Here is a 20,686-nt window from a genome sequence, read left to right on the forward strand (position 1 = left end):
GAGACGCATCAAGCCCAGAGCGGAAAGCACGTGCGCTTTTCCGCCCTGGGCTTGATGCGCGTCCCGCCCGCGAGGTCCCGCGGGGCGGAAGGCGTGGTTCGGGAGGGGTCTACTTCCCGCTCTTCATCGCGGCGTAGTAGGCGTCCTGGATCTCCTGGTGGATGCGGCCGCGATCGGAGACGTCGTAGTTGTTCTCCTTGGCCCACTTGCGGATCTTCGCGGTCTCGGGGTTGCGGGCCTGACCGGAGGAGGAGGACTGCTTTCCGCCGCCGCGGCCGGTGCGGGCCTGCACCCGGCGGGCCTTGGCCACGTAGGGACGCAGCGCATCCCGCAGCTTGGAGGCGTTCTCGGTGGTCAGGTCGATCTCGAACTGTCCGCCGTCCAGCCCGAAGCGGACGGTCTCATCGGCCGGTCCGCCCTGCAGATCGTCCTCGAGAATGATCTTCACTTTCTGAGCCATGGTGTTCTCCTGCCGATTCGCTCACGTCATTGCCACGCGCCTGAACGGTGAGGATCCGGATTATCCGATCCAGCGGATCGTCCTTCGCATCTCACATCGCGCGCTGCGGCTCGTTCGATTCCGAGGATAACAACATCGCCGCGGAGAATACAATCTCCGCGGCGATGAATTCACGAATTCCCAGGTTTCTCTGCGTCTGGCTCTCTCGGAGAGGAGAAGATCGCATCCCCACCCTCGCGTCGGCGCACCCCTTCATACCAGGTGCGCGCATCCTCCTCCGCGGCCGCGTGGGCGCGCCGCTCCCGGCTGTCCGCGCGCAGGATCCAGCGCATGATGAGCCAGAAGAGCACGCCCAGGCCGATCGAGGGCAGCAGCACCGCCAGATATTCCACGGCCTAATCCTGCTCGGGCTTCATCAGGGGGAACAGGATGGTCTCGCGGATCCCCAGCCCGGTGAACAGCATGACCAGCCGATCCAGGCCCAGACCCAGCCCGCCCATCGGCGGTGCGGCCGACTCCAGGGCGCGCAGGAAATCCTCATCCAGCTGCATGGCCTCGTCGTCCCCGCGGGCGGCCTTCCGGGACTGCTCGGTGAGCCGTTCGCGCTGGATCACGGGATCGATCAGCTCGGAGAACGCGGTGCCGCGCTCCATCCCGCCGATGATCAGGTCCCACGCCTCGATGACCCCCTCCTTCTCCCGGTGCGGGCGGGCCAGCGGCTGAGCCGACGGCGGGTAGTCGCACACGAAGGTCGGATCGATCAGGGTCGGCTCCACGATCTCCCCGAACAGCTCGATCACCAGCTTCTCGGCATCCCACGCCGGATCCACCGCGACGTCGCGCTCGGCGGCGATCTGCCGCAGCCGCTCGGCCGAGGTGTCCGGGGTGATCTGCTCGCCCACGGCCTCGGACAGCCCCGGGTACACCCCGAGCCAGCGCCATTCGCCGTCCAGGTGGATCGTGCCGTGCTCGGAGGGGATCTCGCGCACGCCCAGGGCATCCGCGCAGGCCAGGATGACCGAGCGGATCAGCTCCGCCATCGTGTACTGGTCCCCGTAGGCCTGGTAGGCCTCCAGGGTGGTGAACTCCGGGCTGTGCGTGGAGTCCACGCCCTCGTTGCGGAAGACCCGCCCGATCTCGTAGACCCGCTCGATCCCGCCGACCACGGCGCGCTTGAGGTACAGCTCCGTGGCGATGCGCAGAGTCATGCCCTGGTCGAAGGCGTTCAGGTGCGTGGCGAAGGGGCGCGCGGTGGCCCCACCGTGCACCAGCTGCAGGATCGGGGTCTCGATCTCGGTGTAGTCCTGCTCCTCCAGCACCCGGCGCACCGTGGAGATGATCTTCGCCCGGGTGCGCACCACCTGCTGGGCCTCCGGGCGCACCATGAGATCCAGGTGGCGCTGGCGCACGCGGGTCTCCTCGTTGAGGTCCTTGTGCAGGGTCGGCAGGGGCCGCAGGGACTTGGAGGCCATCGCCCACTCGTCGGCCATCACGGACAGCTCGCCGCGGCGGGAGCTGATGACCTCCCCGCGCACGAACACGTGATCGCCCAGGTCCACCAGGGACTTCCACTCATCCAGCGCCTCCTGGCCGACCTTGGCCAGGGAGAGCATCGCCTGCAGGCGGGTGCCGTCCCCGGACTGCAGGGTCGCGAAGCACAGCTTGCCGGTGTTGCGCTGGAAGACCACGCGCCCGGCCACCCCGACGACGTCACCGGTCTCCTCCCCCGCGGCGAGCCCCTCGTACTGGGCCCGCACGCTCGGGATCGTGCGGGTCACGGGGACCCCCACCGGGTAGGGTTCGCGTCCGACGGCCAGCAGGGCGGCGCGCTTGTCCGCGCGCACCCGCATCTGCTCGTTCGCCTCGGCGGCGGCCTGGGCGCGCTCGGCCTCGACGGCCGGGGTGGTCTCGGGGGCCTGGGGGGATTCTGCGGAAGTCACGCCCTCCAGCCTAGCGCGTGGCCGCGGGCTCCCGGGTCTCGGCAGGGGTGGGCTCAGACCACGTCCATGTTGTCCAGCAGGCGGGTGGCGCCCACGCGGATCGCGGCCAGGGCCAGGGCCCGCGGGGAGTCCTCGGTCGGGGGTTCGAAGGTCTCCGGGTCCACGATCTCCAGGTAGTCCAGCTCGACGCCGTCGGCGTGCTCGATGCGCTGCCGGGCGGCGTCCAGGTCGATGCCCGCGTACCCGCGGGACAGGCCCTCCTCCCGCAGCAGGGCGAGGGTCCGGGAGAGCACGAGCGCGGCCGTGCGCTCCTCGGCGGACAGGTAGGCGTTGCGCGAGGACAGGGCCAGGCCGTCGTCGTCGCGCACGATCGCCACCGGCACGATGGTCACCGGCAGCGCGAAGTCCGAGACCATCCGCTGGACCAGGGCCACCTGCTGGGCGTCCTTCTGCCCGAAATAGGCGCGCAGCGGGTGCCCGGAGGCGCCGGCGGCGGTGATGTTCAGCAGCTTGTTGACCACGGTGAGCACCCCGTCGAAGTGCCCCGGGCGCCGGGAGCCCTCGAACAGCTCGCCCAGCCGCCCGGAGGTGACCCGCACCAGCGGCTCGCCGCCGGGGTAGAGGGTCTGCACCTCGGGGAGGAACACCAGATCCACCCCGATCCCGCGCAGCAGCTCCAGGTCCGCCTCGGGGGTGCGGGGGTAGCGGTCGTAGTCCTCGCCGGGACCGAACTGCAGCGGGTTGACGAAGATCGACACGACGACGACGTCGTTCTGCTCCCGGGCCCGGCGGATCAGGGTCGCGTGGCCCTCGTGCAGGGCGCCCATCGTGGGCACCAGGCCCACGGTGGCCACCCGCGGGGCCTCGGGGGCGACGTCCTCCTCGGTCTGCCCGGCGGCCCGCCGCTGCTCGACGGCGGCGAGGTTGCGGGCCTCGGCCTGGCCCACGCGCTGGGCCAGGTGCGCGCAGAGCTCCTCCGGGGTGCGGGCCACGATGAGCTCGGTCATGCTCGACAGTCCTTCTCGCGGGGTCCGACCCGCCGTCGGGGCGCTCCTTCTTCGACGGGGGCGCGGAGGCGGGGGCGGGACCGTGGTTCGGGGTTTCGGCAGGAGAGTCTACCGGTACTCGGCGCCGTGCGGGGGCTGCCGGTCCTCCTCCAGGGCCCCCAGCACCTGCTTCAGGGCCGCCGCGGACAGCGCCCCGCGCCGGTGCGCCCGCTCGGCGCTGGCCCGGGCCATCGCCAGGTAGGCCCGGCCGATGTCCGCGGCGTCCTCCTCCCGCGCGAAGCCCTCCAGGATCTCCCGGTGCGCGGCCAGCGTGCCCACATCGCCGCGGGCCACCGGACCGGTCAGGGCGGCGTCCCCGCTGGCCAGGGCGTTGTCCAGGCTCGCCCGCAGCAGCGGGGCGAGCATCCGCCCCGGCTCGGGCACCCCGATGCTCTCCAGGATCTGACGGGACTGCCCGACCAGGGTCACCAGGTGGTTGGACCCGTGGGACAGGGCCGCGTGGTACAGCGGCCGGTCCCCCTCCTGCACCACCACGGGCTCCCCGCCCATCTCCACGACCAGCGCCTGGGCCACCGGCAGGAACGCGGCGGGGGCGGTGACCCCGAAGGGGCAGGAGCGCAGCCGGTCCAGGTCCAGGGACAGCCCGGTGAAGGTCATCGCCGGGTGGATGGCCAGCCCCACGGCCCCGCGGGCTCGGGCCGTGTCGAAGACCTCGGTGCCGCTGCGCCCGGAGGTGTGCACGAGCAGCTGCCCGCTGCTGACGTGCCCGCCGTCCACCATGCCCCGCACCAGCGGGGCCAGGGCGTCGTCGGGCACGGCGAACAGCACGAGCTCGCTGCGCTCCATGATCTCGGGGATCTCCCAGCGCGGCGCACCCGGCAGGAGGGACTCCGCCCGGGTGCGCGATGCCTCGGACACGGCGTGCACCCCGGTGATCGCGTGCCCGGCGGCGCGCAGGGCCGCGCCCAGCACGGCCCCGACCCGTCCGGCCCCGATCACCCCGATGCCGAGGCGTCCGGGACGGGCGGCGGGCGATTGCTGCGGGCTCATGCGGTGGGCTCCTCGTTCTCGGGTTCTGCTGCTGCGGAGGTCGGGGAGGGCTGCTGCCCCACGGACGCGCGGACCGGCCCCCGCGCCGAGGGATCCTCCGACGCCGGGACGGCGAGGACACGGGCCAGGGCCAGGGCATCGACCCGGGCCAGTCGGCGCACCCGGGTGTCCACGGGCCCGGCCACGGTGCACAGCTGGAGATCGGCCAGCCCCAGCCGGCGCAGCAGCGGTCCGTCCTCCAGGACCACCCCCTGCACCCGCCGCTGCGGGACCACGCTCAGCTGCCGGGTCAGCCGCCCGCCGCGCAGCAGCAGCGCCCCGGAGTCGCGCAGGAATCCGCTGCGGCGATAGGTCAGCGGGGCCAGCCAGCGCGCCGCCGGCGGGGAGACGGTGAACCCGTGGCCGGTGCCGCTGCCGCGCAGCGCCGCCGCGAGATCCTCCGCCCCGGGGGCCTCATCCTGGACCACGGGTCCCAGCACGTACGGCAGGAGCCGACGCAGCTGCGCTTGGGTGCCGACCGGCAGCAGCACGGAGCGGGTCTCGGAGCCCTCCCCCGCGCCGATCCCGGCGCTGGTCAGCCGGACCCGATACCACCCGGGCAGGCGCCACAGCAGCGGCTGCTCGATCCCGACGGTGTGGATGCGGCCCAGGGGGATGGACTGGGCGCGGGTGTCGGTCAGGCCCGCGCGGGTGCGCAGGCCGCCGTCGGCCTCCAGCACCCGGAATCCGGCGCCGGCGTTCACGGCCGACCACACCGTGCTGCCGGCCACCAGCAGCATCGGCAGCACCCCGGCCACGGCCGTTCCGGCGCTGTCCGCGGCCCAGCCCAGCGCGACGGCGATCAGCAGGATGGCCAGCAGGGAGCTCAGCAGCCCCGCGGACAGCAGCGGGGCCGCGGCCGCGCGGGCGAGGGGAACGCGCAGCACCTCCCGCTCCGCGAGGCCCTCGGGCGCCTCGCTCTGCGGAACCCCGCCCTCGGAGATCCCGGTGTCGGGACCCCCGGCGGCGACCGTCCCCGAGGCAGGACCGATCGAGCCGCCCCTGGCCTGCACCACCCGCGGGTCCCGCGAGTCGGAGTCCTGCGCGGCGGAGTTCTCCGGGGCGGCGTTTCCCGAGGCGGCGGCACCTGAACCCGGCGTCGCGGGGGCGCGCAGCTGGCGGGCCCGGGAGAGCAGGCGCCCGCGCAGGTCCTCGGCCTGGCGCAGGCTCAGGAAGCGCAGGTGCAGGGCGGCGTCCTCGGCGTCGGCGACGTCGAAGCGCAGCTCCGCCAGCCGCAGCAGCCGGGCCAGCAGCGGCTGGGTGATCTCGATGGCCTGGACCCGCTCCAGCCGCGCCTGGCGCTCCTTGCGCAGCAGGATGCCCTCGCGCACGTGCACGGAATCCTCGGTGACGGCCCAGCGGGTGAACCACCAGGTCAGGGCCATCGCCCCGATCACCACGGCCACCGCCGCCAGCACCGTCAGGACGGCGAGCAGGCTCACCCCGCCGGCCATCTCCTCGGCGCCGCGCACCAGGTCCTCGGCGTCGGTCTCCCCGGTGATGACGTCTTCGATCAGGGGCCGGAGGAAGAGCACCAGGATCAGCACCGCGGTGATCCAGAAGCGGGCCAGCGGGGTCAGCGGATGCACCCGGCGCCACTGCGGCCCCGCCTCGGGCTGCCCCGGCGCCTCCCGGTTCATCGGGTCCTCCGACGGCTGCGGCGCGGGCGCGGCGTCCGGGGAGGACGGGTGGGGCGCGCGGCTCACAGGGCCTCCATCCGCTCGCGGCCGCGCCGGCTCAGCTCCTCGCGCAGCCGGCGCGCCTCCTGCCGGGAGACCCCGGGCATCGAGACGTCCGCGGCGGCCGAGGCGGTGCGGAAGGTCACCGAGGACAGGCCGAACAGCCGCTGCCAGGGCCCCTGGGAGACCTCCACGTACTGCATCCTGCCGTAGGGCACGGCGGTGACCCGGTGGCTGAGCACCCCGCGGCGCACCAGCACGTCCTCCTCCCGCTCGGCGTACCCCATGGCGCGGGCCCGCCGGGGGATCAGCAGCAGGTCCGCCGCGGCCCAGATCAGCAGCAGGCCCAGCACGACGAGGCCGACCGCCGTCCAGGCGCCGGGCAGCAGTCCGAGCAGTCCCAGGACCGACGGTGCGGCGGCCAGCAGCAGGACGATGAGCCAGCCGAGGCCGCGAGCCAGCAGCATGCTCGCCGGATACCGCGCGTCCATCCGCTGCCAGGGGGCATCCCAGGCGTCCAGGGCGGCCAGGCGGGCCTCGAAGCGGTCACTGCCGGGTCGGACCCGGGCTCTGGCGGTCTCGGGCATAGCCACCCTCTCCTTCGGGGATGTCCCGGCGCTGGGCGCGGCGGGGATCGGCGTGCTGGGGCCCCTCATCCGTATCATCCGGTGGGCGCTTGCACCAGGCTTCGGCCACGCACCCGGCCGCGCACACCAGAGCCCCGACCACCAGGTCCGCGATGATCAGGGGCAGATCCTCGGTGGCGCTGCGCCAGCGCAGCAGGCTCAGCTCCCGGATCAGCAGCCCCGCGGCCCATCCCGCGGCCAGGGCGCCGAACACCGCGCAGGTCTGCGCCAGCACCGCGGTGCGGGCCGCGAGCAGCGGCTCCACCGGACGCCCGCGCGGATCCCGCACGTGGGCGCGCACCCGGCGGGCCAGCACCAGCACCGCGATCGCCAGGACGATCAGCGCGGCCAGGGTGATCCAGGGCAGCACCAGCAGGCCGCCGGGCACGAGCAGGGACAGCAGGAGGGCGCCGACCAGGCCCGCGGTCCAGATCAGGGCCAGCCATCGGGGACGCAGAGGACGCATCGCGGATCAGCTCCCGTCCTCGGTGAGCCAGCCGCGCACGCCGTCGGCGTCCGGGGCCCGTTCGGCCAGCGCGGCCACGCGGATCCCGTCCAGCTGGGCGTCGGGGTCCATCCGCGCCCAGGGGGCGAGCACGAAGGCCCGCTGCCCGGCCCGCGGGTGGGGCAGGACCAGCTCGGGTTCGTCCATGTGCAGACCCCCGTAGGAGATGATGTCCACGTCCAGGGTGCGCGGGCCCCACCGCACGGTGCGGACCCGGTGGAACCGATGCTCGATCTCCTGGCACCAGCGCAGCAGGGCGAAGGGCCGCAGATCCGTGCGCACCCCGACGACCATGTTGAGGAAGTCCGGCTGGTCGACGGGTCCCCCGACCGGCGCGGTGATCACCACCGGGGAGCGGGCGGTGACGCTCACGCGGGGATGCTCGCCCAGACGCCCCACGGCTTCCGCGAGGATGCGCCGTGATTCGCCCTGATTGGAGCCCAGAGCCAGGACCGCGTCCACACTCATGCGCGCTCCCGGTGGATCGTCACGGACACATCGCCGAAGGTGACCTCGATGGGGGCCTTGGGCTTGTGCACCGTCAGCTCCACGGCGTCGACCGGGAAGCGCTCCAGGATCCGCTGGGCCATGGTGTGCGCGAGGGTCTCGATCAGCTCCACGCTCGGACCCATCACGACGTCCTTGATCGTCTCGGCCACCGCACCGTAGTCCACGGTGCGGGACAGATCGTCCGTGCGTCCGGCCTGGCTGAGGTCCCGGTAGAGGATCACGTCCGTGAAGAACGGCTGGGCGATCTTCTTCTCCTGCTCCAGGACCCCGTGGGTGCCGACGGCGCCCACCCCGATCAGGGTGATCCGGTCCCGGCCCGCACTCCCCTGCCGGGGCGCGGTGCCGCTGCCGTCCTGGTTCTGCTCCACCGTTCCTCCTCGGTGCTCGCGACGATGTGATGGTCGATGGGATGCCCGGGCCAGCGCCGCCCGTCCCGGGGCTGCGGCTCAGCCGCCGGCCCGGCTCCAGGCCCGCTGCACGGCCAGCGCATCCGCGGTGGCCCGCACGTCGTGCACCCGCACCGCCCAGGCCCCGGCCCGGGCCGCGAGCACCGAGACGGCGGCGGTGGCGACGTCGCGCTCGACGGGACCGGGGGTCTGCGGCTGAGCGCTGCCCGAACCGCCGGGAGCCCCCGATTCATCCGGCGTCGCTGCGCCGTCCGGGAGCTGCGCCCCGGGCCGGTGCTCGGCGCGCGCCGCGGCCAGCGTCGAGCCCAGGAAGCGCTTGCGGGAGGCCGCGACCAGCACGGGATGGCCCAGCCCCGTCAGGGCATCGAGCCCCGCCAGCAGCCGCCAGTCCTGATCCCCGCCCTTGGCGAAGCCCAGGCCCGGGTCCAGCACGATCTGCGCGGGGTCCACCCCGCCGTCCAGCAGCCGCTGGCGCAGCCCCAGCAGCTCGGCGCGCACCTCCGCCACCGGGTCCGCGTACCGGGCCAGGGAGTCCATGGTCGCGGAGTCCCCGCGGGCGTGGGTCAGGATGTAGGGCGCACCGGTGCGGGCGATGAGCTCGATCATCTCCTCGCCCAGCCGGGCCCCGGAGACGTCGTTGACGATCCCGGCGCCGGCCTGCAGGGCCGCCTCGGCGGTGTCCGGGTGCAGGGTGTCCACCGAGACGACGACGCCGCGCTCGGTGAGCCGGCGAACCACCGGCAGGATGCGCCGCCGCTCCTGAGCCGGATCCACGGGCTCGGCCCCGGGGCGGGTGGACTCCCCGCCGACGTCCACGACGTCCGCGCCATCGCGGACCAGGGCCAGCCCGTGGGCGACGGCGGCCTCCGGGTCCAGGTGCTCTCCGCCGTCGGAGAAGGAGTCCGGGGTGACGTTGAGGATGCCCATGACCAGGGTGCGCCCGGTGGGCAGGCTCGGCCAGCGGGCGCTCACCGACGCTCACCCCCGCGGATCAGGCCCATCGCCTCGGCGCGGGTCGCCGGGTCCCGCAGCTGCCCGCGCACCGCCGAGGTGACGGTGTGCGCGCCGGGTTTGGCGACCCCGCGCATGGCCATGCACAGGTGCTCGGCCTCCACGACGACGATCGCCCCGGCCGGGCGCAGGAACTGCTCCATCGCCTCCACGATCTGGGTGGTCAGCCGCTCCTGGACCTGGGGGCGTCGGGCGTAGAGGTCCACGAGCCGGGCCAGCTTGGACAAGCCGGTGACCCGCCCGTCCGCGCCGGGGATGTACCCGATGTGGGCGGTGCCGAAGAACGGCACCAGGTGGTGCTCGCACATCGAGTGGAAGGTGATGTCCTTGACCAGCACCATCTCGGAGTGGCCGATGTCGAAGGTCGTGGCCAGCAGATCCGCCGGGTCCTGCCCCAGCCCGGAGAAGACCTCCGCGTAGGAGCGGGCCACCCGGGCCGGGGTCTCCCGCAGCCCGTCCCGGTCCGGGTCCTCGCCGACGGCCAGCAGGATCTCCCGCACGGCCGCCTCGATGCGCGGCAGGTCCATGGGCATCACCGGCTCCAGGGCCCGGCGGGCCGGGGGCCGTCTCCGTCCTGCTCGGGCTCCCGGGCGTCGGGGCCCGGCTGGGGGCCCTGGGGCCCTTGGGCGCCGGGCCCGCCCTGGGCGCCGCCGTCGGACTCGGTGCCGGGAGGGGTGGTGCCGGTGTGGTTGCGGGGCACCTCGAGGGGGTGCTCGGGCTTGGCGGCCACGGCCTGGTCCTGCGGCGTCATCTCCGCCGGGTCCTGGGTGCCCTCACGGCGAGCCTCGGCCTGCTCGGCGGGGGTGGTGATCGGGGGGATCTCGGAGACCGGGCGGGTCTCCTTGGACAGCCAGACCTCGCGCACCGGGCGCTGGCGGACGTCCTTGAAGACCTCCGCGATCTCCTTCTCGTTCAGGGTCTCCTTATCCAGCAGCTCGAAGGCCAGCCGGTCCAGCACATCCCGGTTCTCGGTGAGGATCGCGTAGGCCTCGTCGTGGGCGTGGTCGATCAGGGCCCGCACCTCGACGTCGATCTGGGCGGCGGTCTTCTCGGAGTAGCCGCGGGAGGAGGCTCCGCCGTCGCGGCCCATGAACGGCTCGGTGTCATCCGAGCCGAGCTTGATCGCCCCGATCGTCGCGGACATGCCGTAGTCGGTGACCATCTTGCGGGCGGTCTTGGTGGCCTTGTCGATGTCGTTGGCGGCACCGGTGGAGGGGTCGTGGAAGACCAGCTCCTCGGCGACCCGCCCGCCCAGGGCGTAGGCCAGCTGGTCCAGCAGCTCGTTGCGGGTCGTGGAGTACTTGTCGTCCACCGGCATGACCATGGTGTAGCCCAGGGCGCGCCCGCGCGGCAGGATGGTGATCTTGGTGACCGGATCCGTGTTGCGCAGCGCGGCCGCGACCAGGGCGTGCCCGCCCTCGTGGTACGCGGTGATCTTGCGCTCCAGCTCCTTCATCAGCCGGGAGCGGCGCTGCGGGCCGGCCAGGACGCGGTCGATCGCCTCGTCCAGGGCGCGGTCGTCGATGATCTGGGCGTTGGAGCGGGCCGTGAGCAGCGCGGCCTCGTTCATCACATTGGCCAGGTCCGCGCCGGTGAAGCCCGGGGTCTTCTTGGCCACCTGGGCCAGGTCCACGTTGTCCGCCAGGCGCTTGCCCTGGGAGTGGACCTCCAGGATGCGGCGTCGGCCCTTCAGGTCCGGGGCGTCCACGCCGATCTGCCGGTCGAAGCGCCCCGGGCGCAGCAGGGCCGGGTCCAGCACATCGGGGCGGTTGGTCGCGGCGATGAGGATGATGTTGGTGTTCTCGTCGAACCCGTCCATCTCCACCAGCAGCTGGTTCAGGGTCTGCTCGCGCTCGTCGTTGCCCCCGCCCATGCCGGCCCCGCGCTGGCGTCCGACGGCGTCGATCTCGTCGACGAAGATGATCGCGGCCTCGTTCTGCTTGGCCTGCTCGAACAGGTCCCGCACGCGGGAGGCGCCGACGCCGACGAACATCTCCACGAAGTCCGAGCCGGAGATGGAGAAGAACGGCACCCCGGCCTCGCCGGCCACGGCCTTGGCCAGCAGGGTCTTGCCAGTGCCGGGAGGGCCGTACAGCAGCACGCCCTTGGGGATCTTGGCCCCGACCGAGGTGAAGCGCTGGGGATCGGTGAGGAACTCCTTGACCTCCTGCAGCTCCTCCACGGCCTCGTCCGCCCCGGCGACGTCGGAGAACTTCACGGTGGAGTTCTCCTTGTTGAACTTCTTGGCCTTGGACTTGCCGAACTGCATCAGCTGCCCGCCGCCGCCGGACATGCGCGAGAGCAGGAACCAGAACAGCGCCAGGATGATCAGGAACGGCAGGATCAGCCCCAGCAGGGAGGTGAACCAGTTGCTCTCCACGGGCTGATCCGTGTAGCCCTTCAGGTCCCCGTCGTCGATGGCCTGCACGACGTCCTCGGCGCGCGGCTCGACGTAGTAAAACACCACGGACTTGCCGAGGTTCCGGTCCCCCTCCGTGTAGTCGTCCTTGAGGGAGAGCTCGACCTTCTGGTCGCCGTCGTACATCTTGGCCTCGGTGGCCTTGTGGTCCTGCAGCAGCTCGATGCCGACGTTGGTGTCCACGCGGTTGGTCTCCGCGGACATCGTGGTGAACAGCACCGTCGCCAGGCCCACCAGGGCCAGGACGATCCAGAAGTAGGGTCCCTTGAAGAGGCGCTGGCGGACGGTCTTCTTCTGGGGACTGGTGTTGGTGGCCAAGCTGGTGGTGCCTTCCGATCGTCGTGGATGCGTCGTGGGGCGCGAGCGGTCTCGTGACAGACTACCGCCGGGAGCCGGCAGGGCCTCCCGGACTTCCCTCACGGCGGACGCCGCGCGGGGACGGGGGGCTGCCGCAGACGGCGGCGCGTCAGGAGTAGACGTGCGGGGCGAGGGTCCCGATGAAGTCCAGGTTGCGGTACCGCTCCGCGAAGTCCAGGCCGTAGCCGACCACGAACTCCGGGTCGATGTCCCACCCGATGTACTTGACCGGCACGTCCGTCTTCACGGAGGCCGGCTTGCGCAGCAGCGCGCAGATCTCCACGGAGTTCGCCCCGCGGGATTCCAGGTTGGACTTCAGCCAGGACAGGGTCAGCCCGGAGTCGATGATGTCCTCGACGATGAGCACGTCCCGGCCGTGCAGGTCCGTGTCCAGGTCCTTGAGGATCCGCACGACCCCGGAGGATTTGGTCCCGGAGCCGTAGGAGGACACGGCCATCCAGTCCATCGTGTAGTGCCCGTGCAGGGCGCGGGAGAGGTCGGCCATGATCATCACGGCGCCCTTGAGCACCCCGACGAGCAGGACGTCGCGGTCCTCGTAGTCGCGGTCGATCTGGGCCGCGAGCTCGGCGACCTTCTCCCGGATCTGCTCCGTGGTGAACAGGACGTTCTTGAGGTCCTCGCTGACGTCGTTCGCATCCATTGGGGTCTCCTGCTTTCCGTGATGCTGCCGGTGGCCGCGGTGCCGCTGGGTCGGATCACCCCGCCGGGGTGCGGGTCAGGATCAGCGCCCCCGCGGCCTCTGGCTCGGGGGCTCGCCGCTCCAGCGCCCGGCGGCGCCACACGGTCACTCTACCCGGCATCTGCACGGGACCGGCATTGCCCCGGCCGCCGAGCAGCTCCTCCAGGGCGGCCAGGCGCTCGTGGGTGGGCGCAGCACCCCCGGCCTCCTGCAGGGCCGCCGCGAGGATGCGCCGACGCAGGGCGGGGTGGGTGCCCGACAGCACCCCCAGGGACAGCGCGGCCAGGGCCTGCTCCGGCACGGGGTGGAAGCGCCCCGGGTCCGCGCGCGCGTCCTGCGCCCGCCGGGCGGCCAGGGCATCCAGCAGGTCCGCGTCCTCGGTGAGCACCTCGGCCGTGCGGGCCAGGGCCTGAGCGATGCCGGGGCCCAGGGTGCGCTCCAGGTGGGGCAGGACGTCGTGGCGCACGAGGTTTCGGCGCAGGGAGGTGTCCGCGTTGCTCGGGTCCCGCCAGGGGCTCAGCCCCTCGGCGGCGAGGATCTGCTCGACCTCCTCCCGGGTGGTGCCCAGCAGGGGCCGCAGCAGCAGGGCGGCCGAGGGAGTCTCGTCGGTCCCGTCGGGATCGGCGCGCGGCGGCTCGTCGGGCGGCGTCGCGATCGACGCGGTGAGCGGCTCGCTCTTCGGGGCGGTGATCGGCTCGCCGTCGATGCCGAGCCCGGCCAGGGGGCGCGCCGGCGGCATCCCGGCCAGGGAGCGGGTTCCGGAGCCGCGGGCCAGGCCCAGCATCACGGTCTCCGCCTGATCGTCGCGGGTGTGGCCCAGCAGGATGCCGGCCACGGTCTCGCCCTGCTCCCCCAGCTCGGCGACGGCCTCCTCGAAGGCCCGGTAGCGGGCGATGCGCGCGGCCATCTCGGGGCCGTGCCCGCCGGGCTCCACCGCGGCCCGCCGGATGAGCACGGGGGCCAGGCTCAGCTCCCGGCACTGCTCGGCGGCTCGCCGCGCGACCTGCGCGCTGCCCTCCTGCAGCCCGTGATCCACGACGATCGCCCCGGCCCGCAGGTCCCCGCGGCGGGCGAAGTGCGCGGTGAGCGCGGCCAGGGCCAGGGAGTCGGGCCCGCCGGAGCAGGCGACCAGCAGCAGCGGCCCCTCGTCTGCGCGGGGCGCGGCGGGGGCGCTCGGGGTCCCGGGCGAGGAGGCCGGGTCCTGCTCGCCTCGGCCCGCCCGCCTCCCGGCCTCCGCTGAGCGCGCGGCCCGCCCCGTCGGAGTCGTCTCCAGGCCCGCGTGCTCGGCGAGGTGGCGGGCCAGGCGGCGTCGGGCGGCGCCGACGGCGGGGTGCAGGCGTCCGGTGCGTCCGCTCTGAGCCATCAGCGCCGCTCCGTCCCGTCGACGCCGCGCGCCTCGGATCCAGGCGCGTCGGATCCGGCCCCCTCGGCGTCCGTCCCGTCGGCTCCGGTGCCGACCGCCCGGGCGGATGCCGCCGCGTCGTCCGCAGGGGCGGAGTCCTCGGGCGCGCCGTCCAGCACCCGGGCGATCCAGCGGTGCGGGTTGTGGATCTCCCGCTCGCTGGGCAGGTGCTCCGGGCCCTCCCAGACCCGGTTGACGGCGTCCATCCCGCGCTCGCGCAGGATGGTGCGCACGAACTCCTGGCCGTCCCGGTACTGGCGCATCTTCAGGTCCAGGCCCAGCGCCCGCCGCATCGCCCGGTCCAGCAGGCCGCGCTGGGGGCGGGCGTCGAAGCGGCGGCGGATGGTCTTCACGGTCGGCACGATGCTCGCGTCCACCGCGTCCATGACCACGTTCGCGTGGCCCTCCATGAGGCTCATGATCGCGGTGAGCTGCGACAGCGCGGCGGCGGAGTCCTCATCCAACAGCAGGCTCATCCGGTTGCCGGGCACGGGCCGCTCCCCGCCCGGGGAGTCCTGCCCGTCCTGCTCGCGGCGGGCGGACAGCGCCCGCCGGGCGGCCTCCCCCAGGCGCTGGACCAGCTCGCCGCCTCCTCCGCCGAGGCCCTCCGGCAGCCGGGTGATCAGCTCCAGCAGGTGCCCGCGCAGCCAGGGGGCGGCCGCGAACTGCACCCGGTGGGTCTGCTCGTGCAGGCACACCCACAGCCGGAAGTCCTCCGGCTCCACGTTCAGCTCCCGCTCCAGCATCGCGATGTTCGGGGCGACCAGCAGCAGGCGCCCGCCCGCGGCCCCGTGCCCGCCGAGCGCGGCGAAGGGATCGTACTGGCCGAGCACCTTGCCCGACAGGAAGGCCAGCAGCCCGCCCAGCTCGACGGCGGCCCCGGCGGCCGTGACCCGCCGGTCCAGCCCGGACATGTCCTGAACCCGCTTCCCCGGTCCCACGGCCAGCAGGCGGTTGAGCAGGAAGGCGAAGGTCTGGGCGTTGGCCCGGGACCAGCCGGCCCGGTCCACCACGAGGACCTCGGAGTCGTGCAGGTTGCGCGCCGCCTCCAAGCCAGTGATGGCGTGGACGTGGTCCACCGCGGCATTCGCCTGGTACCGCACGGATTCGACGACGGCCCCGGCCTCCCGGCGGGACAGCCGCGGCCCGGCCGGGGCCAGGCGACGGGCCGCGGCGGCGGCCGCCTCCCAGCCGATGACCTCGGGCGCGGGCTGTCCCGGCGCCCCGGCGGATCCGGCGGGGACGGCGGCGTCGGGGGACGGACTCGAGGCGGGGGTCCTGGGCTGGGCCATGGCTCAGGCCTCCGCGGCGGACTCGTCCGCCGGCACGGGGCCCGCGGAACCCGCCGGGTAGTCCAGCAGGGGCGCGCGACCGTCGTCGTAGGCGGCGCGGATCTCGGAGAGCACCCGCCAGCCCTGCTCGGCGGCCCGCCCGCTGACGCTGAAGGTGCGCCGACCCTCGAAGATCCCGCGCACCACCGAGCCGTAGGGGGTCAGCGGGGCCTGGCGGACGTGGGAGGACAGGGTGATCCGCCCCAGGCCCCGGGAGTCGTACTCCCCGCCCACGTTCGCGTCGATCGCGATGACCTCGTCCTGCAGGCCGATGCGCAGCATCCCCGGGCGGGCCTCCTGCACCCCGGGCAGATCCGCGCTGCGGGCGGAGGGACGGAACCGGATGCGGATCTCCTGACGCGGCTCGCCCACGGCCTTGCCGGAGGCGATGGTCACGGGGACCCCGCGCCACCGCTCGGCGTCCACCGCCAGGGTGGCCCGGGCGTAGGTCTCGGTCTGCCGGGACGGGTCCACCCCGTCCTCGTCCACGTAGGAGGGCAGGCTCTTGCCCCCGGCCTCACCGGCGGTGTAGCGCCCGCGCACCACCGCTGGACCCTCGCCGTCGGCGGAGCTCTCGGCCACCCGGGCCGAGCAGATGATCTCGGCGCTGGCCTCCTGGATCGCCGCGCCGTCGATGTCCCCCTGCGGGTCCATCAGGGTCAGGCCCATGACCTGCAGCAGGTGGGATTGCAGCATGTCCTCGGCCGCCCCCGTGCCGTCGTAGAAGTCCGCCCGGCCCTCCAGGCCCAGGGTCTCCTCGAAGAGGATGTCGATGCTCTCGATGCCCTCCCGGGACCAGGCGGACTCGAAGAGCCGGTTGCCGAAGCGCAGCCCCAGCAGGGACAGCAGCCCGGGCATCCCCAGGAAGTGGTCCACCCGGTACACGTCCTCCTCCGGGACGAGGTCCGCGAGCTTGGCGTCCAGCTCCCTGGCGGAGTCCTCCCCGGTGCCCAGGGGCTTCTCCATCGCGAGGATCAGCCGCCGCGGCAGCCGCCCCTGCTCCTTCAGCCGGGCCAGGGCGTCCACCGTGTCCACCGCTACGGCCGGGGCCAGCGCGAAGTACAGGACCACGGGGCCGGCCTCGTGCTCCAGCAGCCCCGCGAGGTCCTCGGCGTCGGTGGCGTCGCTGACGCGGAACTCCGCCTGCTGCGCGGTGCCCTCGACCACCGGACCGGGCAGGGGGTCAGCCCCCAGGGTCTGGGCGAAGACCTCGCGCACGGTCTGCGGGAACTCGTCATTGGCGTGGCGCCCGGAGCCGATGATCTTCAGCGGCTGGTCCACGGCCCCGGTCGCGAGGTAGGAGGCGATGCCGGGCAGCAGCAGCCGCTCGGTGAGGTCGCCGTTGGCGCCGAGGATGACGAAGGTCTGCGGGGTGTCAGTCATGGCTCTCACTCAACCCGTTCGCCCGCGACGAATCCAGGGAGGATCCCGCGCGTTCGCCACGGGGTGAGCGGGCGGCGCTACAGCCGGGTCAGCGCGGCGGCGGAGCGGTCCAGCATGTCCTTGGCGGCGGTGAGGTCCGTGAGGTCGTTGACCACGAAGGAGTAGACCAGCAGGCGCCCGTCCTCGGTGGTGGTGACCCCGGAGAGGGAGGAGACCTTCAGCAGGGTCCCCGTCTTGGCCCGCACGTACCCGCGCCCGGCGGCCTCGTCGGCGGCCTCGAAGCGGGCCGCCAGGGTGCCGTCCAGTCCGGCGGTCGGCAGGGCGGAGACCAGCTGGGCCCGGGCGTCATCGGCCGTGACCGCGTGCTGCACGGTCTGCACCAGGGTCGCGGGGGTGACGCGGTTGCGGTCCGAGAGCCCGCACAGGTCCGCCTGCTCCAGGCCCTCGACGCCGATCCCGTCCCGGGTGAGGGTCTCCCGGACCAGCGCGATCGCGGCCTCCTGAGAGCCCTCCTTCCCGGCGGCCACCGCCGCGTTGCGGCCCAGCACCTCGGCCAGCACGTTGTCCGACTCGTCGAGCATGTACCGAGTCTGCTCCAGCACCGTCGCGGATTCCACCGCACCCAGGCGCTGGGAGGCCTCCCGATCCTGCGCGTCGGCCGCCCCGGCGTCGGTGAAGCTCAGGCCGTGGGCGGACCCGGCGGCATCCAGATCCCGCAGGTACGCGGCCACGGCGTCCTGGGCGGCGTCGTCCGGGCGGTGGGAGGTCTCCTCGGGGTCGGCGGGCTCCTGGGTGTGATGGTCCCACAGGGCGATGGGGTGCACCCCGGTGACGTAGCCGCTGGCCACGTCCTCCGCGCTCCACGCCGGACTCACCGCGGGGCCGGTGAAGCGGGAGGCGTCCAGGCGCACGGGCACGGTGCCGGTGACCCCGCGGTGGTGCAGGGAGTCCACGGTCTGGCGGGCCAGGTCCCGCAGGCTCGCCCGCCCGTCGACCCCCTGCCGGGCCTCGTCGGGGCTGAGCATGGTGTCCCCGCCGGCGCGCAGCACCACGGACCTCCCGTCCGCCCCGAGGTAGGCGCCCGTCTCGTAGCGGGCGGAGGGGTCCTGGTGGGACAGCAGGGTGTAGGCGGTGAGCAGCTTGAGGTTCGACGCCGGCATCACCGGCTTGGCGGCGTCGTCGGAGTACAGCACGTCCCCGGTGCGCGCGTCGGCGACCTGCGCGGTCAGGGAGCCGCCGCGGAAGTCCCGCTGCGCGGTGCGCAGGGCGCTGGCCACCGCCTCGGAACCGGGCTGCGCGGCGTCCGGGTCCAGGGTGCTCACCGGCGCGGCGGAGGGGCTTGCCGGTGCGGCGGCGGCGATCTGCGGGGTCTCGGTGAGGTCCTCCCAGTGCTCGGCCGCCTGCGGGACGATCACGGCCCCCGAGCCCAGGCAGGCGATGCCGAGGATCCCGGCCGCGGACCACCACCGGCGGGTGCGACGCCGATCCCGGGACGGGGCCTGCGGGGCGGTGCTGCTCATGGCGGGGATCCTTCGAGGCGGCGGGGTGGGCGGGTGCGGCTCCACTCTACCGGGGCGGCGTCGGTTAGCCTGGGGGAAGCCGCCCGCCGCACGGCGGGCACCGCATCCCGATCGCCGAACAGCTGAAGGAGCACATCATGGAGCGCGACGTCACCATCGAGATCCCCCGCGGGTCCCGCGTCAAGTACGAGATCGACCACGAGACCGGACGGCTGCGCCTGGACCGGGTCCTGTTCACCTCGATGCAGTACCCCACCGCCTACGGGTACTTCGAAGACACCCTGGGCGAGGACGGGGACCCGCTGGATGCGATGGTGATCCTCGACGTCGACGTCGTGCCCGGCGTCATCGTGGAGGCCCGCCCGATCGCCGTGTTCAACATGACCGACGAGGCCGGCGGGGACGCCAAGGTGCTGTGCGTGGCCACCGACAAGCGCTACGACGAGATCCAGGACCTGGGCGACGTCAACCCGTACCTGAAGGACGAGATCCAGCACTTCTTCGAGCGGTACAAGGACCTCGAGGCCGGCAAGTGGGTCAAGGGCGAGGGCTGGGACGGCAAGGAGGCAGCGGAGAAGATGGTCCAGGACGCCATCGAGCGCTTCCAGCACTCGGACTACGACTCCGCCCAGGAGGCCGAGCAGGACTGACGTCCGGCCCCCGCGCAGACCGCGCAGCAGAGGCCGCGCCTCCCGAGAGCTGAGCTCTCGGGAGGCGCGGCCTCTGTCGTATCGCATGCCCCGCGCTCAGCCGAAGGCGGCGCGGAAGGCGGTCTCGGCCGCCGACCCGTAGGGCGTGAACAGCACGGTGCGCACGGTCTCGCCGACCTCCTCGGCCGTGGCGCGGACCGTCTCCACGGCGATGCGCGCGGCGTCGTCCATGGGCCAGCCGTAGATCCCCGCGGAGATCGCGGGGAACGCGACCGAGGCGGCACCGAGCTCGGCGGCCACCCGCAGGGACTCCCGGTAGCAGGAGGCCAGCAGGGGCGCCTTCTGCTCGTACTTGGTCTTCGCGTAGGTGGGTCCCACGGTGTGGATGACCCAGCAGGCGGGCAGCTCCCCGGCGGTGGTGGCCGCGGCCTGCCCGGTGGGCAGACCGTCCGGGAAGCGCTCGGCGCGCAGCCGGCGGCAGGCCGCCAGGATCTCGGGTCCCCCGGCGCGGTGGATCGCCCCGTCCACCCCTCCCCCGCCGTACAGGGTGTGGTTGGCGGCGTTGACGATCGCGTCGGCCTGGGTGCGGGTGATGTCCCCGGGTCGGATGATCAGCTCCATGAGCCCCACCCTAGCCGCGGATCCCGGGCCGGTCCGGGCCGGTGCGGAACCACTGCTCGGGTCGCTCGCCCATGTCCCAGAACACCCCCGCCATGATCCGCAGGCCCTCGCGCAGTACGGAGGCCAGCGCGTGCTCATCCGGGGCGTGCTGGTTGGACCCCGGGGGGGGGGAGTGCGGGATCCACACGGTCGGCCGGCCGAGCTGGTCGGCGAACACGGCGTTGGGGATCGTCCCGCCCAGATTCGGCTCGACGGCGGGCTCCCGACCCACGGTCTCGGCGATCGAGACCTCGGCCGCGCGCACCACGGGGGCAGCGGGATCCAGCCGAGTGGCGGGAACCGGTTCATGAGCGCGCACCGTGACGCCGCGGATGCCGCGCTCGCGCAGGACCCGCTCGGCCTTCGCGGCGAAGTCGGAGACGTCCGTGCCGACGACGTAGCGCAGCTGCAGCACGGCGCGGGCCCGGGCGGGGATCGCGTTCTTCGGCTCGGCCGGATCACCGGCCTCCAGAGCGAGGACCTCGACGGTGTTCCACGCGAAGACCCGCTCGTTCGGGCTCAGCCCCGGCTCGCCCCAGTCACGGTCGACGGCCGGGCCGCCGTCGTCGGCGGGCTCGGGCAGGGCCTGCACGGCCCGGCGCACGGGGTCGGGGATCCGCGTGGGGCGCAGGAAGTCCGCGCGGATCACCCCGTCCCCGTCCACGAAGGCGCCGATCGCGGCGGCCAGGACGGTCGCGGGGTTGCGCACTCGCCCGCCCCAGTTGCCGGAGTGCAGGTCCCCGGCGTGCTCGCGGACGATCTCGCTCAGCCCCACGGAGCCGGCCTCCTCGCCCATCTCGATCAGAACCGTGACGTTGTAGCCGAGCTTCCCACGCACCCCGATGACGGCGCCGAGGGCGCACAGGTCGACGGTGTGCTGGCCCTTGTTGTCCGCGCTGCCCCGGCCGTAGAGGGCATCGCCCTCGATGCTCAGGTGCCAGGGGCTGCGACCCTCGCTCCAGTCGTCCGCGTGCCCGAACTGCACATCGCCGTGCCCGTACACGAGCACGGTTGGGCAGCCGCGGATCCT

At 73.6% G+C, this 20,686-nt stretch carries 21 protein-coding genes; 1 reads left to right on the forward strand and 20 read right to left on the reverse strand.

Annotation, left to right across the window (positions count from 1 at the left end; translation table 11 throughout):
• Positions 1-109: 109 nt before the first annotated feature.
• The 18 genes from NQ707_RS04670 to dacB all read right to left on the reverse strand — a co-directional run bounded on the left by NQ707_RS04670 (position 110) and on the right by dacB (position 18,346).
• Complete coding sequence (locus NQ707_RS04670) at positions 110-460, reverse strand: Lsr2 family protein (protein WP_061225396.1); 351 nt, start codon at positions 458-460, stop codon at positions 110-112.
• A 170-nt stretch (positions 461-630) separates the two neighbouring features.
• Positions 631-852, reverse strand: coding sequence for a hypothetical protein (locus NQ707_RS04675; RefSeq protein WP_061225395.1), 222 nt, complete (start codon positions 850-852; stop codon positions 631-633).
• A gap of 3 nt (positions 853-855) precedes the next feature.
• The gene (lysS, locus tag NQ707_RS04680) at positions 856-2,400 is read right to left on the reverse strand and encodes a lysine--tRNA ligase (protein ID WP_404434970.1); all 1,545 of its coding nucleotides are present in this window, start codon (positions 2,398-2,400) and stop codon (positions 856-858) included.
• Positions 2,401-2,453: 53 nt separating this feature from the next.
• A complete protein-coding gene (gene panC / locus NQ707_RS04685; protein ID WP_404434971.1) occupies positions 2,454-3,407 on the reverse strand; it encodes a pantoate--beta-alanine ligase in 954 nt (317 codons plus the stop codon).
• Between the two features lie 108 nt (positions 3,408-3,515).
• Complete coding sequence (locus NQ707_RS04690) at positions 3,516-4,457, reverse strand: Rossmann-like and DUF2520 domain-containing protein (RefSeq protein ID WP_058731106.1); 942 nt, start codon at positions 4,455-4,457, stop codon at positions 3,516-3,518.
• Positions 4,454-6,202, reverse strand: a complete 1,749-nt coding sequence (locus NQ707_RS04695) for a PH domain-containing protein (protein WP_404434972.1) — start codon at positions 6,200-6,202, stop codon at positions 4,454-4,456. Before NQ707_RS04695 ends, NQ707_RS04690 begins: the two co-directional genes overlap by 4 nt.
• A complete protein-coding gene (locus NQ707_RS04700; protein ID WP_404434973.1) occupies positions 6,199-6,762 on the reverse strand; it encodes a PH domain-containing protein in 564 nt (187 codons plus the stop codon). The genes NQ707_RS04695 and NQ707_RS04700 overlap by 4 nt, the downstream gene beginning before the upstream one ends.
• Positions 6,722-7,267 carry a DUF3180 domain-containing protein gene (locus NQ707_RS04705; RefSeq protein ID WP_061225390.1) on the reverse strand — a complete coding sequence of 182 codons (546 nt, stop codon included), beginning with the start codon at positions 7,265-7,267 and terminating at the stop codon, positions 6,722-6,724. Before NQ707_RS04705 ends, NQ707_RS04700 begins: the two co-directional genes overlap by 41 nt.
• Before the next feature lie 6 nt (positions 7,268-7,273).
• Positions 7,274-7,774, reverse strand: a complete 501-nt coding sequence (gene folK / locus NQ707_RS04710; protein ID WP_058731109.1) for a 2-amino-4-hydroxy-6-hydroxymethyldihydropteridine diphosphokinase — start codon at positions 7,772-7,774, stop codon at positions 7,274-7,276.
• Complete coding sequence (gene folB, locus NQ707_RS04715) at positions 7,771-8,184, reverse strand: dihydroneopterin aldolase (protein WP_058731110.1); 414 nt, start codon at positions 8,182-8,184, stop codon at positions 7,771-7,773. Before folB ends, folK begins: the two co-directional genes overlap by 4 nt.
• 78 nt (positions 8,185-8,262) lie before the next feature.
• Positions 8,263-9,195, reverse strand: a complete 933-nt coding sequence (gene folP / locus NQ707_RS04720; protein ID WP_404434974.1) for a dihydropteroate synthase — start codon at positions 9,193-9,195, stop codon at positions 8,263-8,265.
• Positions 9,192-9,761, reverse strand: a complete 570-nt coding sequence (folE, locus tag NQ707_RS04725) for a GTP cyclohydrolase I FolE (protein WP_058731116.1) — start codon at positions 9,759-9,761, stop codon at positions 9,192-9,194. Before folE ends, folP begins: the two co-directional genes overlap by 4 nt.
• A gap of 5 nt (positions 9,762-9,766) precedes the next feature.
• Positions 9,767-11,971 carry an ATP-dependent zinc metalloprotease FtsH gene (ftsH, locus tag NQ707_RS04730; protein ID WP_058731112.1) on the reverse strand — a complete coding sequence of 735 codons (2,205 nt, stop codon included), beginning with the start codon at positions 11,969-11,971 and terminating at the stop codon, positions 9,767-9,769.
• A gap of 148 nt (positions 11,972-12,119) precedes the next feature.
• Positions 12,120-12,671 carry a hypoxanthine phosphoribosyltransferase gene (hpt, locus tag NQ707_RS04735; protein ID WP_058731113.1) on the reverse strand — a complete coding sequence of 184 codons (552 nt, stop codon included), beginning with the start codon at positions 12,669-12,671 and terminating at the stop codon, positions 12,120-12,122.
• Positions 12,672-12,726: 55 nt separating this feature from the next.
• Positions 12,727-14,073 carry a tRNA lysidine(34) synthetase TilS gene (tilS, locus tag NQ707_RS04740; protein WP_404434975.1) on the reverse strand — a complete coding sequence of 449 codons (1,347 nt, stop codon included), beginning with the start codon at positions 14,071-14,073 and terminating at the stop codon, positions 12,727-12,729.
• A complete protein-coding gene (locus NQ707_RS04745; protein WP_129357942.1) occupies positions 14,073-15,404 on the reverse strand; it encodes a zinc-dependent metalloprotease in 1,332 nt (443 codons plus the stop codon). The genes tilS and NQ707_RS04745 overlap by 1 nt, the downstream gene beginning before the upstream one ends.
• Before the next feature lie 3 nt (positions 15,405-15,407).
• Entirely contained in the window at positions 15,408-16,826 is a 1,419-nt protein-coding gene (locus NQ707_RS04750; RefSeq protein WP_358292548.1) for a glucose-6-phosphate dehydrogenase, read from the reverse strand.
• A 77-nt stretch (positions 16,827-16,903) separates the two neighbouring features.
• Positions 16,904-18,346, reverse strand: a complete 1,443-nt coding sequence (dacB, locus tag NQ707_RS04755; protein WP_404434976.1) for a D-alanyl-D-alanine carboxypeptidase/D-alanyl-D-alanine-endopeptidase — start codon at positions 18,344-18,346, stop codon at positions 16,904-16,906.
• 137 nt (positions 18,347-18,483) lie between these two features.
• Here dacB and NQ707_RS04760 point away from each other — a divergent pair, with 137 nt between their 5' ends.
• Positions 18,484-18,996: an inorganic diphosphatase gene (locus NQ707_RS04760; RefSeq protein WP_058731650.1), complete on the forward strand. Its 513-nt coding sequence runs from the start codon at positions 18,484-18,486 to the stop codon at positions 18,994-18,996.
• 96 nt (positions 18,997-19,092) lie between these two features.
• Here the strand turns inward: NQ707_RS04760 and NQ707_RS04765 are convergent, their stop codons facing one another.
• Together NQ707_RS04765 and NQ707_RS04770 are read right to left on the reverse strand one after the other, a co-directional pair.
• The gene (locus NQ707_RS04765; RefSeq protein ID WP_058731651.1) at positions 19,093-19,617 is read right to left on the reverse strand and encodes an O-acetyl-ADP-ribose deacetylase; all 525 of its coding nucleotides are present in this window, start codon (positions 19,615-19,617) and stop codon (positions 19,093-19,095) included.
• Between the two features lie 10 nt (positions 19,618-19,627).
• Positions 19,628-20,665 (reverse strand): M20/M25/M40 family metallo-hydrolase, encoded by a 1,038-nt coding sequence (locus NQ707_RS04770; RefSeq protein ID WP_404434977.1) that lies wholly within the window; start codon positions 20,663-20,665, stop codon positions 19,628-19,630.
• Between the last annotated feature and the right edge of the window lie 21 nt (positions 20,666-20,686).

Source organism: Rothia sp. BD8, from assembly GCF_044878465.1.
GTDB classification, from domain to species: Bacteria; Actinomycetota; Actinomycetes; order Actinomycetales; family Micrococcaceae; genus Rothia; species Rothia kristinae.

Excerpts from the sequence above, each read along its gene's own strand:
- NQ707_RS04670 (WP_061225396.1), bottom strand. The coding sequence starts at position 460 with ATGGCTCAGAAAGTGAAGATCATTCTCGAGGACGATCTGCAGGGCGGA.
- panC (WP_404434971.1), bottom strand. The coding sequence starts at position 3,407 with ATGACCGAGCTCATCGTGGCCCGCACCCCGGAGGAGCTCTGCGCGCAC.
- NQ707_RS04690 (WP_058731106.1), bottom strand. The coding sequence starts at position 4,457 with ATGAGCCCGCAGCAATCGCCCGCCGCCCGTCCCGGACGCCTCGGCATC.
- NQ707_RS04700 (WP_404434973.1), bottom strand. The coding sequence starts at position 6,762 with ATGCCCGAGACCGCCAGAGCCCGGGTCCGACCCGGCAGTGACCGCTTC.
- NQ707_RS04705 (WP_061225390.1), bottom strand. The coding sequence starts at position 7,267 with ATGCGTCCTCTGCGTCCCCGATGGCTGGCCCTGATCTGGACCGCGGGC.
- folK (WP_058731109.1), bottom strand. The coding sequence starts at position 7,774 with ATGAGTGTGGACGCGGTCCTGGCTCTGGGCTCCAATCAGGGCGAATCA.
- folE (WP_058731116.1), bottom strand. The coding sequence starts at position 9,761 with ATGGACCTGCCGCGCATCGAGGCGGCCGTGCGGGAGATCCTGCTGGCC.
- hpt (WP_058731113.1), bottom strand. The coding sequence starts at position 12,671 with ATGGATGCGAACGACGTCAGCGAGGACCTCAAGAACGTCCTGTTCACC.
- tilS (WP_404434975.1), bottom strand. The coding sequence starts at position 14,073 with ATGGCTCAGAGCGGACGCACCGGACGCCTGCACCCCGCCGTCGGCGCC.
- NQ707_RS04745 (WP_129357942.1), bottom strand. The coding sequence starts at position 15,404 with ATGGCCCAGCCCAGGACCCCCGCCTCGAGTCCGTCCCCCGACGCCGCC.
- NQ707_RS04750 (WP_358292548.1), bottom strand. The coding sequence starts at position 16,826 with ATGACTGACACCCCGCAGACCTTCGTCATCCTCGGCGCCAACGGCGAC.
- dacB (WP_404434976.1), bottom strand. The coding sequence starts at position 18,346 with ATGAGCAGCACCGCCCCGCAGGCCCCGTCCCGGGATCGGCGTCGCACC.
- NQ707_RS04760 (WP_058731650.1), top strand. The coding sequence starts at position 18,484 with ATGGAGCGCGACGTCACCATCGAGATCCCCCGCGGGTCCCGCGTCAAG.
- NQ707_RS04765 (WP_058731651.1), bottom strand. The coding sequence starts at position 19,617 with ATGGAGCTGATCATCCGACCCGGGGACATCACCCGCACCCAGGCCGAC.